This is a genomic window from Chitinophaga oryzae (assembly GCF_012516375.2).
GTDB lineage: Bacteria > Bacteroidota > Bacteroidia > Chitinophagales > Chitinophagaceae > Chitinophaga > Chitinophaga oryzae.
Map to the genome: position 1 here is coordinate 1,315,532 of NZ_CP051204.2, position 12,216 is coordinate 1,327,747.

Genomic DNA, 12,216 nt, shown 5'->3' on the forward strand with positions numbered 1-12,216 from the left:
CTGACGATCGGATGCCCGTAGGGGCCGTCTGCAGGCATGTTCCATCCTTCCCGGGAGTTAAAGTTCCGGGTTACGGTACCGGTAAAGCGCCAGCCGGCGCTCTGCCTTTATGCGTAAATGTATTTCCTGACAAACCATGATGTATGTCTGTAAAGACATGCATCCAACTGACGACCTGATGAAACCAATTTATTTACTGCTCATTGCCTGTTTGGCGATGCGGATGAGCCATGCCCAGGAACTGGCCGGGCGCGTGGCAGATGCAAGGACACGGGAAGCCCTGCCGGGTGTAAGCGTAAACCTTGTTGCAGCCGGAAAAGGCTGCATGAGTAATGCTCAGGGACAATACCAGCTGCCGGTGGCGGCAGGCCCTGACACCCTGAAGATATCTTATGTGGGTTATATCACCCGGAAAATACCCGCATCAGCAGTGGCGGAAATGCCGGTGATCTACCTGGAAGCCAGTTCCACCAACCTGAACGAAGTAATTGTATCCTCCTCCCGGGAAAAGCAGCGGCGCACGGAAGCGCCCGTAGCTATCAGCACCATTTCCCCGCAGGCGCTGCAGGAAACCAAGGCCACCACGCTGGATAAAGTCCTCAACAAAGTGAGCGGCGTGTATATGGTGGACCTGGGCAATGAACAGCATACCATGGCCATCCGGCAGCCTATCGGTTATAAAAGCCTTTTCCTGTATCTCGAAGACGGCATTCCCATTCGCACAGTAGGCGATTTTAATCACAATGCGCTGATAGAAGTCAATATGGCGGCCCTGCGTAACATCGAAGTGATCCGGGGCCCCGCCTCTTCCCTGTATGGCAGCGAAGCCGTTGGCGGCGCGGTGAATTTTATCACGGCAGCGCCTACACTGGTGCCCACCGCTAAAGTGCAGCTGGAAGCCAGCAACTGGGGATATAAACGAACAGATTTCAGCGTATCTGATACCAAAAGAAAAGCAGGTTTCTTTGTCGGTGGTTATTATGCCGACCAACGGAACGGTTATATGGACCACAGCGATTTCCATAAGCTGGCGGTGACCGCCCGTACCGATGTGCAACTGAATGAACGTAATAAATGGACCACCACCGCCTCGCTGATCAACTATAAGACAGATCAGACCGGCGGCCTCGACAGCGCCCATTTCTTTGCCAAAGACTACCGCAATTTCCAGACATTCAGTTACCGCGAAGTAAAGGCATTGCGTATCCGCAGCACCCTGGACCATGCCTGGAATAGCAGCAATCATACCAGTGTTACCGCTTTCTTCCGGCACAGCACCATTGGGCAAAATCCTTTTTATGCCATCAGGGATATCCGCAATACCCTCAAGGCAAGAGGAGAAATCAACAGCGACGCTTTTTACAGCTATGGGGTGATTGCCCAGCATAAAAAAGATTTCAACTGGAAACAGGCGTCGCTGATAGCCGGTGTCAGCGCAGACTACAGCCCGGCTACCTATCACGCCAATTATATCGATATTACCAAAGATGCCGCCGGTTATTACGCCGGTTATAAAGCGACCGACTCCGTGCTGACCAGCTACCGCGTTGGCTTGCTGAATACTGCCGTATACACCCAGTTTGCTTTTGCGCCGGTGGAAAATATGCGGGTAGTCGCAGCCTTGCGGTATGACCGTATGGATTATGATTTTAATAATCACCTGCCGCCATCTGCATTTACCGGTGCTCCCAGCGAAAGAAATAATTTTAATGCGCTGACGCCCAAGCTGGGCCTGACGTATAATCTGCAACGCAACCGCGGCCTGTACGCCAATTACAGCAGGGGTTTTGCACCGCCTAATATTTCAGAGCTGTACAGGGGCGTGAAAGTGCCGGTGCTGAAATCCGCGACTTACGATAACTATGAAGCAGGCGGCTGGTTTGCTTTTGCCCGGCAAAAAGGTTATGTGGATGTGAGCGTATACCAGATGAAAGGCACCAACGAAATTATCAGCGTACGGGACGCCGACGGTTCTTATACCAATCAGAACGCCGGTGCTACCACTCACCGCGGAGTAGAATGGAATGTGCGTTACACGCCGCTGAACGCTTTGTTTTTACGGACCAGCGGCACTTATGCGCGTCATATTTTCGACGCCTATACGGAGAACGGAAAAACCTATAATAATAACGAGATGAATGGCGCACCGAAATGGATCACCAATACGGAGATCACCTGGAAGCCGGCGTTTCTGAAGGGATTTCGTATTGGCGGTGAATGGCAGCACATCAGCGGTTATTATATGGATGCTGCCAACACAGCGTGGTACAAGGGGTATGATTTGTTCAACATCCGTACCGGGTATCAGTGGAAAGGGTTTGAGTGTTGGCTGAACTGTATGAACGTGGGTGACCAGTTGTATGCCACTACAGCGGAAAAATCAGCTTATGGCAAGAGCTATCGTATCGGGCCGAGGCAGACGTTCAATTTTGGCGTGGCCTATACGTTTGTCGGGAAGAAGTGAGCTCGCAAAGAAGCAGAGGGAGCAAAGGAGTAAAGTACAAAAGATTTAAAGGCGTTTTTTTAAATAGATAAGGATGAAAAGAAATATATGGTTGTTTGTTTTGCTGTGGATGGGTTTTGCCGCCTGCAGCTTGAAAGAGAGGGCACCTGCGGGGCCGGTGGTACTGTCGCATGCAGGGAAGGATGCCTCGTGCCCGTATATTACCAAAGACGCGAAAGGACGCACCGTGATCAGCTGGGTGGAAAAAGACAGTACTGCAGACACCGGCATGATGTGTTATGCAATATCTAACGATAATGGTTATACGTTTTCTGCTCCGGTGAAAATTGAGGCGACTGCCGGCGTGTACCCGCATGCGGAAAACCTGCCCAAGCTGTTGTTCCGGCCGGATGGCGGCGTTATTGCCTTGTTTGGCGTAGAGCAGCATGATCCGCGTAACAAGTATGCCGGCAAGGTGATGTATGCAGTGTCGGCCGACACCGGCCGTACCTGGGGCGCGCCCCGGCCACTGGTAACGGATACCGCCGGTTATGATCAGCGTTATTTTGATATGGCTTTGTTGCCCGATGGCGAGGCGGCGGCTATCTGGCTGGACAATCGTAAGGACACCAAAGCAGAAGGCTCTGCGTTGTACTGGGCGGTGACTGCCGGCGGTAAGGGATTCCAGGCGGCAAAGCCCATTGCGCAAACGGTCTGCCAGTGCTGCCGTACCCGTTTGTATGTAGCGGGTAACGGGGATGTGCATGTGGCCTATCGGGATATTATCAACGATTCTATCCGGGACATGGTGCACCAGGTGTCGGTGGATGGTGGCCGGTCTTTTAGTGAGCCGGTACGTATCAGCGCTGATAACTGGGTGGTGAACGGCTGTCCGCATACCGGGCCGGCGCTGACAGCCAATAAGCACGGGCTGCATTTCGCCTGGTTTACCATGGGCGGCGGCCAGGGTGTTTTTTACGCCGGATCGGCAGATAACGGTAAAACCTATACGCAGAAGGAATCACTGAGCAAAGCGCCAATGGCCAAGCACCCGCAGATAGTGACCATCCCGGACGACCGGGTGGTGATTGTGTGGGACGAGCCGGTGAAATGGCAGGGAGATTTCCGGAGCAGGGTAGGGATAGCGGTAAAATCGCCCGAAGGGCAAACCATTTCCAGCAGGACATTAACGGCCGACAGTGTGTACGCTGCTTATCCGGTAGCTGGTGCGCTGGACGACAAAACCGTGCTGGTGGCTTATACCCGTAAGGGCGAAATTGTTTATGAACGGGTTTCCATCTGATTTTGAAGACCCCAATGCTTAAAAACAAAACAGGGCCGGACATTTGTCCGGCCCTGTTCATTCGATAATTTCTTACTCAGCTATAGCTCCAGCTATAACCCTCACTCCAGTCTTTGCGGGACGCCCACCGGCCATATGTGCCCCGGCGGGTTTTGCCGAAATAAAGGCGCCACTGTTCTTTCCATCTCGGATAATACAGGCGCAATACGTACATAGTTAAGAACGTAAGCATAGGGATATGGTTTTCACATTAAAGGATAGTCTTATCTCGTCTTGGATTTAGTCTGATGGCATTGGTATATAAATCCTTTACACATAGGTAATGTAAAAAATATATAAATGATTTCAAATATAGAAAAACAGACTTAACCATGTACTCACATAAACGTGTTAATTTTTATCAATATAATAGGCGTTTGCCTGCTGGAGCGGCGTCAGCACCAGGTCATTGATACAAACATGCGGCGGAAGGGAAGTGCAGTAATACACTACATCGGCCACATCCTGGGCACTCAGCGGGATAAAGCCTTTATATACCTCTTTGGCCTTGTCTTCATCGCCTTTAAAGCGCACGAGCGAGAACTCCGTTTCAGCGGCGCCGGGATGAATAGCGGTCACCTTGATCCGGTAAGGCAGCAGGTCTATCCGCATGCCTTGTGAAATAGCATCTACGGCAGCTTTGGTGGCGCAATACACATTGCCTTTGGCATAAACGTGTTTAGCGGCGGTAGAACCGATATTGATGATATGGCCGCTGGTACGGGAACGCATCCAGGGAATTACTACCCGGGACACGTACAGCAGGCCTTTTACGTTGGTGTCGATCATATTGTTCCAATCGTCCGGGTCGCCTTCATCGATGGTGCTGAGACCAGCAGCAAGCCCTGCGTTGTTGACCAGGATATCCACGGCTTTCCATTCTTCTGGGATATTGCTTAATGTCTCCACTACGGCCTTCTCATCCCGTACATCGAAATTCAACGCCAGCACATTGGCGCCGTATTCCTGTGATAGCTGTGTGTGTAAAGCGTCGAGCCTTTCTTTGCGCCGGCCTGTGATGATCACGTCATAACCTTTTGCGGCAAATGTTTCTGCGCATGCCTGGCCAAAACCAGCGGTAGCACCTGTGATAAGAACGATTCCCATAATATCGGATTAATGGCTGTCACCTGTGGTGACGCCTGTTGAAACAATACTGTAAAATTAGCGTGATATTGCCTAAAAACGATACTTTTTCCGCAGGTCATCGGATGAGCGTGACAGTTCCTTTTTTGAGTATCTCCCGCCCGTTGAAATCTGTGCCCTGTAGTATCCACAGATAGGTGTCCACGGATGCCGGCATTCCTTTGTACGTACCATCCCATCCGCTTCTGAAGTCAGTGGAAGAATAAATTTCCTGTCCCCACCGGTTGAATATCCGGAAGAACTTATAATGAACGATGCCGACCGGGATAAACCGGAAACGGTCGTTGATACCATCGCCGTTGGGGGTAAACGCATTGGGGATATACATCTCCGGCCCGGTATAGTATTTTACGCTGATGGTGTCATAGCCAGTGCAGCCCTGCAGGCTGGACACCCTCAGCACATAAGTGATGTCTTTGTTGTAGTTCAGCAGCGGATGGGCGGTGCCGGGATCACTCAATCCATCGGAAGGCTGCCAGGAATAGATATCGCCGCCGCTGCCCTGCATTACCAGCGTTTGCCCTTTGGCGAGGATGGTATCGTTGCCGGCAAAAGGTATTACTTCGTATATGCGTACGTTTTGGGTAACGGTTTTTTCGCATTGTTTGTCCGTATGCAGCGTCAGGGAAACCGTATAGACGTTCCCTTTATGGAAGCGGTGCTGTATGCTCCGCTCATCGCCGGTCACCAGCACGCTGTCCGCTATCCCGAACTCCCAGGTGCGGCTGGTAATGTGACCGTACCGGTAAGAAGAAGTGTCGTTGAAACTGATAGGATCTTCCTTGCAGACCCCCGCGGTGGTGAAGCCGGCACGTAGCCCCGGATAGTTGCGGACTTCACCGGTAGTGCTGTCGCGGCAGGTAAGCGCCGGGTTAACGACCAGTTTTACCTGGTATACCCCTGTATCGGGGTACTGGTGAAAAAAGATGGTTTTGGTGTCAGTGACCGTATCGGTGCCATCCCCGAAAGTCCAGTGGTACGTGGAAGTGTAACCGGCTTCGCTGTAGTTGGGAAAGGCCACCTGCAGCTCAGGCGATTCTGCGCAGTTGCTGAGTACAGCAGGAAAGCCGGCCACAATTTTGGTGGTACAGTCAAACACGGTCAGCAGGATGTCCTTACTGTGCGTGCCCAGCAACCTTTTCGTTACCCGGTCGTATTCGTTTACGCAGACTGTGATGACGAACTTGCCGGCCCTGTCGGGCGTGCAGGTGATCATACCGCGATTGTCTATCGAAATAGCCGGACTGCCGCCCATGGGGTTGGCGCCGGAATAGGGCGGAATATACCGTACGGTGGAGTTATAAGGGGGCGGCGTGGTGGAATTGGTTTCATTATTAACAGTGCCGTCTGTCAATGCGTTGCAAAGCTGATAAGTAAGGCTGTCGCCGTCTTCGTCATAGGCGGCGTAGTTGATCTTAAAAGGCAGCTTATTGCAGATCACGATAGCGGAGTCTTTATCGAAGTAGGCGCTGTTGTTGTTGGGCCTGGATTCCGTCCCGGGGATGACCGTATAGTAGGTAGAGCCTTCATGTTCTGAGTCATATATGTTGGCCAGTTTCTCACCGCGGCAGCAGCGCTGTGATGCCACGTAATAACCGCCCGGTATAGGCGCCAGTTCTATGGAGGCTGTATAAAACGCTACTTCCAGGTGCTGCGCCTGCGGGGCGAGACAGGGGTTTTTCAGCGTGTCTGTCAGGGGAATTACCTTACTGATATAAAGATACACGGAAGACATCACCCGCTCTCCGTTGGCGGTGTACACATTGGCTACCACCGGATTTTCAAACCGGTCTATACAACCTTGCCGGTCGCCGCAGGTAAAGTCTGCGTCGCGGTATAGTTTAAGGGTGATGAGATAACGGTAGCGGGAATTATCACCACTTATACCTACTGTCTTGTAATAAATTTCGCCACCGATGATGTGGTAAGCAGCTGTATGGAGATACATTAAACAACAGCCGAGAACCAATAACAAGGTGCTCTTCATGTTTCGGGGTACTACTATCTGAATTTAACAAAAAAAAAGCAGCCCCGGTTCAATCCGGCAAAGTATTATTTCCCTTTACTACAGTGGATTTGAGGTGAGTTGATTACATGCAATTAAATATCGGAATACCTAATGGATTACCTGTCAGCAGCTTTATCTGACAAGGGTGACAGTGCCTTTCCGGAGTACGGTTTTGTCGTCCACGTCCCGTCCCTGTACCACCCATACGTAGGTGCCTACAGCGGCAGGCTGGCCATTGACCCTGCCATCCCATCCTTTCATATAGGCGGTATTGTCGTACATCAGTTTTCCCCAGCGGTCAAACACCCGGAAGAAGTCTATTTTAACCATGCCTACGGGTATGGGACGGAACACGTCGTTCTGCCCGTCGCCATTCGGCGAAAATGCGTTAGGGATATAGATTTCCGGTCCTGCGATGAAACGGACGAAGATATCGTCAGTACCGCTGCAGCCCTCCTGTGAATAGGCGGTGACGGTGTAGGTAATATCACGGTTGATCATCGTCACCGGGTTGGGGACTTTCGGATCGTTCAGACCGGTGACGGGCGCCCAGGTATAGCGTACGCCGCCGGAAGCCTGTAACCGGAAGGGCACATTGAGCATCACGATGGTATCATTGCCGGCAAAGGCACGCACCTTCGGTACTACCCGTACCAGCGCGCTGGCAGTCACTTTTTTGGGGCATCCCAGTGTGTCCGTCACCGTTACCGTGAAGCGGGTGGTGTCTTCAGGGTAGGCCAGCGTCATGGCGTGCGTGGGATCTTTGACATAATAGGAGGGCGACCACCGGTAGTAGGCGCCGCCTTCTGCCCGCAGCAGCACAGGGGTGCCGAAGCAGATCGTCGTATCCGGATAGGCGACGGGTTTGGGAGGATCTACGACTTTGAGACTAACGGTGTCGGCAGTATGACATTTTCCCAGGGAAGCTACTACTTCATAGGTCTGCTGTGGCGGCGCAGGCGTCACGAAAGCATCGATCAGGTTGCTGACTACCTGGTTGTTGCCGAGGTTGGTCCACTGGTATGCATAGGCGCCATCTGCCTGTACGGTCAGATGGATTTCGTCGCCGGTACAGACGGTACTGTCCGGCTGCGTATGTATCAACAGCGAATCCCTTACGTCTACCAGTATTCTTTTATCGTTGGTGCATCCCTGTTGGTCGGTGAACCTAACGGTGTAAGCGGTATCGATCCTCGGAAACACAATGGGGTTGGGCGTTTTGGGATTCAGTATTTTATAGTTGTCCGGCGTCCACTGGTAGGTGCCGGGCAGGTCGCTGGCAGCCCACATACGGAGGCTGTCGCGGTAACATAGCAGTGTGTCTGCGGTAGCCCGGAAGGGAGGCCGGTCATATACGGTGAGCGGATGGGTGACAGTTTTCTCGCAACCTACGGTAGAACGGAGAAACAGCTGTACGTTGTAGGTGCCGGGTTGTTTATACTGGAACCGGGGTGATGGGATATTGGAAGTATCGCCGGCGACGCCGGTGCCGAAGTCCCATTTGTAATAAGACACAATGCCACGGTCTACCCGGGTTACGTCCGGGGTAAACACCGAGGGCTTTTCCGTGCACAGTCCGGCTACCCGGAAGTCGGGATCAAATTTCGGATAGGCGTATACGGTAGCCAGGGCACTGTCGCCGCAATTACTGTTTTTATCCACATACAGTTTTACGTAGTAGGTCCCTTCTTTGGCGTAGGTATGTGGAAGGGGATTGGCGGAAGTGGTGGTTACCTGCGGGGTACCATCGCCGAAGTCCCAGGTGTAGGGCTTGCCGAGGGTGCTGTTATTGAGGAAGGTGATGGTCAGGCTGCTGCAATCGGCGTATTTGTCCGGCATGGCGGCCGTCACCTGTTTTACGCAGGTGGTGACGGTGATGTGAAAGTCTTTGCGGAGAGTGCCTATTTTTTTTCCGTTACGGTATTCGTTGACACATACGGTCACCACATATTTGCCGGCAGCCGGCGCGGTGCCGCTGATGATACCTGTTTTCCGGTCGATGGTCACTTTTGGGCCGAGGGGCGATTGCCCGCTGAAGGGGCTGATATACTGCACAAAACGATAGGGCGGGTTGGTCGCTGCGGGAGGGATGCCGGATTGGTCGGTCAGCTGGCCGCCGGTGTAGGCGTCGCAGAATTCGTATTCCAGCTGGTCACCGTCGGCGTCGGTGGCGGAGAAATCGTAGGTGAATTTTTTATCAGCGCATACGAGGATGGCTTCTTCTTTGGTGAAAGCGGGGCCGGAGTTTTTTAGCGCGCCGGTGGCGTCTACGGCGCCGCTGTTGGTGCCGGGTATTTCCGCGAAATAGGTGGCGCCGGTGCCGCGGTCGTTGGTGCCGGGGATGCGTTCCGCTACGATGTTCATCATGAACGGGTCGCGGCAGCAGCTCTGAAAGGCGATAGTGTACCCGTCGGCGTTATTGGGCAGGGTGATGGTCGTCTGGTAGGTACCCACCTGGAAGCAGACCCGGGGTGGGTTGATAATGCAGGGATCTATCTGGGTGGCCTGTTTTGTTTCAAAATTGTTCCGGTCGATCCGGTATTGGCTGACAAAGCTGTTGTCTTTTTTATCGAAGGAAGCGAGGATGATGGTTGCGGGCATCTCGGCGATCCGGTCGCCGCTCTCACAGATGCGGTATAACTTCATCGTGACCTGGTAGGTATTGGCGCCGGGACCGGATTGCACCAGCTTATAGAAAATCTGGCCGCCGATAATATGGCTGGCATACATGGGGAGGATGTATGCAAAACCTATCAGGAGAAGGGTTATTTTCTTCAAAACAGGCGATTTTGGTTGTGGTGATAAAAGTTATGTCAAAGCTGACAGAACTCCACGAACTGCTGCAGTACCACGTTGGCAGTTTCATATATTTCCCACATTCCCATATGTCCTACCTGATCAAAAATATGAATGCTGCTTATCCTGGGTAAAGTAATCTGCGGCAATATGATGTCTGTCGGTACGGCTGCATCATCTTTCCCGATGATGAACAGCACGGGTGTCGTTGTGTTTTTGAGTATGGCGGTGCGGTCGGGACGCTGCATCATAGCTTCATAGTAGGCTATCATGGCTGCTTCGGAACACTGCATACCCATTTGAACATAGGCGTCTGTCCGGTCAGGCTGCGCGGTTTTAAAGGCAGGGCTGAACATATTTGGCAGCGTTTGTCTGGCAAAGGTTTCAGCGCCATATTGTTGTATCATCCGGATGGATTTCCGGCGGGCCTCTTTTTTCTCTTCGGTATCAGCGGTGGCGGTGGAGTGGAACAATCCCAGTCCCTGCACCAGCTGCGGGTATTTTTCGACGAACGCCAGGGCTACGTAACCGCCCATAGAGTGGCCGATGATGGTTGCTTTTTCCACGTTTTCGGCTAACAGGATGGCATATACGTAGTCAGCCATGGATTCGATGGTCAGCGGCGTTGTCACCGGTACGCCGCCGGCGCCCGGCAGGTCCGGGGTAATCACGCGGAAGCGGTCTTTGAGATAAGCCTGCTGGATATCCCACAGACCGGCGTTTTCGGCGAAGCCGTGGAGAAGTACCACCACCGGGCCTTTGCCCTGATCATCGTATTGGCTGGTTCCGTTATGCATTGTTTTCCGCATGTCTTAAGCCGGGAATAAATCGTGAAATAAAAGCATGTACCACCAACAAGATACAAAATATTACCGCTCCTTTGGACAGAAGATCGCCATTTCTGACGTAGAACGTTTGTTCCTGCCTGGGTGTTACAGTTGCGTTAAAAACAGCCTCTTCCCAGTAGGGCTGGGGCTGATAAATATTGCCGGCCGGGTCTACCACGGCGGAGATGCCGGTATTGGCGCTTCTGACCACCCATTTCCGCGTTTCGATGGCGCGGATGCGGGCGTACTGGAGATGCTGGCGGTGACCTTCGGTGCGGCCCCACCAGCCGTCGTTGGTGATCACCATCAGCAGGTTGGCGCCGGGTTTTACGCCTGCGGCCACATAGTCGCTGAAAACGGACTCATAGCAGATGGTGGGGAATATGCTGATGCTGTCTGCCGGGTTGGTGAGCATGGTGGCGGCAGGCGTGCGGCCATAGCTGCCGGAAATACCGCCAAAATCGAGGGCCAGTTGCTGCATAAAGGAAAGGTACCGTACGTACGGTGTCAGCTCTACGCCGGGCACCAGTTCATACTTATGATATACCTGTATGTTTTGCGAAGTGTCGATCTGCAGGGCGGTGTTAAACGGTTCCCACGGGGTACCGTCTTCCATGCGGCGGGCGGTGACGGGCGCCTCCTCCGTTTCCCGGTATTGTTTCATGGTAACGGCGCCGGTGATCACTTTGGCTTTGGGGTACCGCAGCAGCATACGGCGGATAGCCTGTACTTCCGGCTGGTAGTTCAACTGGTGCTCCCAGGCGCCGTTGGGAAACAACGCTGTTTCCGGCCATACAAAATACCGGGTGTTGCTGTCTGCCTTTGCTTCCGACAGGCGGATAAACTTTTCCAGCTGCTCTGTCGCGGAGCTGGCGCTAAATTTTTCATCATAGGGGTCGATGTTCGGCTGTACCACTACCACCCCGATTTTCCTGGCCGGATCGTCCGGCGTGGGATGGATGAAAGCGGAACACAACAGGGGCAGCAGGATAACGGCCGCCGGCTTCCATATTTCTTTACGCAGCAACCGGCTCCCGCTCAGATCGTATATCCGTGCCCGTTTCCAGGCCTGGTAAAGGGTAATGTTGGCCAGTAGTACCCAGAGGGTGCCACCGGAGGCGCCGGTGAACTGGTACCATTGTATCCATCCCGGCCGCATGGCGAAGGCGTTGCCCAGTACCAGCCAGGGCCAGCTCAGTTCCCATGTCTGATGTATCAGCTCGAAGGTGAGCCAGAACACGATCAGCGCGAAATAGGACATCGTTTCCGGGAGGCGGCGGCGACTGCCTTTGTAGGCCAGCCAGGGAATGCTCATCAGCAGCGCATTGAAGCTGTTGGCGAATACGCCGCTGGCCGGTACGGTGGTATTGCCCACCCACCAGGTGGTGGCCACGTTCCATATCAGCAATGAAAGAAATATCCAGCCGAAATATTTTCCCCGGTGGTGTATTTTTTCAGTCAGGTACAATAGGGGAATGAAACCGACGAACACCAGCGGAGTAAAGGGCATAGTGGGCCAGGCCAGCCAGAGTAACAAGCCGCTGATAACACTGCAGAGGAAGAAAGATAATTTCATGATCGGATATTCATCAAAACAGGGGCGAAGATAAGGAAAGCGCCTACGCTATTTTAAGTAGATTTTAATGATTTAATT

8 protein-coding genes are annotated in these 12,216 nt (G+C 52.9%); 2 read left to right on the forward strand and 6 right to left on the reverse strand.

Features of this window, described 5'->3' with window-relative positions; genetic code table 11:
- Nucleotides 1–178: 178 nt before the first annotated feature.
- The gene (locus HF324_RS05555; protein ID WP_168862080.1) at nucleotides 179–2,464 is read left to right on the forward strand and encodes a TonB-dependent receptor; all 2,286 of its coding nucleotides are present in this window, start codon (nucleotides 179–181) and stop codon (nucleotides 2,462–2,464) included.
- 73 nt (nucleotides 2,465–2,537) lie between these two features.
- Nucleotides 2,538–3,746, forward strand: a complete 1,209-nt coding sequence (locus HF324_RS05560) for a sialidase family protein (protein ID WP_168810279.1) — start codon at nucleotides 2,538–2,540, stop codon at nucleotides 3,744–3,746.
- Between the two features lie 76 nt (nucleotides 3,747–3,822).
- On the opposite strand, the gene HF324_RS05565 is transcribed toward HF324_RS05560, so the two are convergent.
- From HF324_RS05565 to lnt, 6 genes are all read right to left on the reverse strand, one after another.
- Nucleotides 3,823–3,978 (reverse strand): hypothetical protein, encoded by a 156-nt coding sequence (locus HF324_RS05565; protein ID WP_159455984.1) that lies wholly within the window; start codon nucleotides 3,976–3,978, stop codon nucleotides 3,823–3,825.
- Nucleotides 3,979–4,136: 158 nt separating this feature from the next.
- Nucleotides 4,137–4,892: an SDR family NAD(P)-dependent oxidoreductase gene (locus HF324_RS05570; protein WP_168810281.1), complete on the reverse strand. Its 756-nt coding sequence runs from the start codon at nucleotides 4,890–4,892 to the stop codon at nucleotides 4,137–4,139.
- 97 nt (nucleotides 4,893–4,989) lie between these two features.
- Nucleotides 4,990–6,879, reverse strand: coding sequence for a T9SS type B sorting domain-containing protein (locus HF324_RS05575; protein WP_168810283.1), 1,890 nt, complete (start codon nucleotides 6,877–6,879; stop codon nucleotides 4,990–4,992).
- A 192-nt stretch (nucleotides 6,880–7,071) separates the two neighbouring features.
- Nucleotides 7,072–9,717, reverse strand: coding sequence for a PKD domain-containing protein (locus HF324_RS05580; RefSeq protein ID WP_168862081.1), 2,646 nt, complete (start codon nucleotides 9,715–9,717; stop codon nucleotides 7,072–7,074).
- 35 nt (nucleotides 9,718–9,752) lie between these two features.
- Nucleotides 9,753–10,532 (reverse strand): alpha/beta fold hydrolase, encoded by a 780-nt coding sequence (locus tag HF324_RS05585; protein ID WP_168862082.1) that lies wholly within the window; start codon nucleotides 10,530–10,532, stop codon nucleotides 9,753–9,755.
- Entirely contained in the window at nucleotides 10,525–12,138 is a 1,614-nt protein-coding gene (gene lnt / locus HF324_RS05590; protein WP_168862083.1) for an apolipoprotein N-acyltransferase, read from the reverse strand. Before lnt ends, HF324_RS05585 begins: the two co-directional genes overlap by 8 nt.
- Nucleotides 12,139–12,216: the final 78 nt, after the last annotated feature.

What these genes read in the sequence shown, in the direction of transcription:
- HF324_RS05555 (WP_168862080.1), top strand. Translation starts at nt 179, where the DNA reads ATGAAACCAATTTATTTACTGCTCATTGCCTGTTTGGCGATGCGGATG.
- HF324_RS05560 (WP_168810279.1), top strand. Translation starts at nt 2,538, where the DNA reads ATGAAAAGAAATATATGGTTGTTTGTTTTGCTGTGGATGGGTTTTGCC.
- HF324_RS05565 (WP_159455984.1), bottom strand. Translation starts at nt 3,978, where the DNA reads ATGCTTACGTTCTTAACTATGTACGTATTGCGCCTGTATTATCCGAGA.
- HF324_RS05570 (WP_168810281.1), bottom strand. Translation starts at nt 4,892, where the DNA reads ATGGGAATCGTTCTTATCACAGGTGCTACCGCTGGTTTTGGCCAGGCA.
- HF324_RS05575 (WP_168810283.1), bottom strand. Translation starts at nt 6,879, where the DNA reads ATGTATCTCCATACAGCTGCTTACCACATCATCGGTGGCGAAATTTAT.
- HF324_RS05585 (WP_168862082.1), bottom strand. Translation starts at nt 10,532, where the DNA reads ATGCATAACGGAACCAGCCAATACGATGATCAGGGCAAAGGCCCGGTG.
- lnt (WP_168862083.1), bottom strand. Translation starts at nt 12,138, where the DNA reads ATGAAATTATCTTTCTTCCTCTGCAGTGTTATCAGCGGCTTGTTACTC.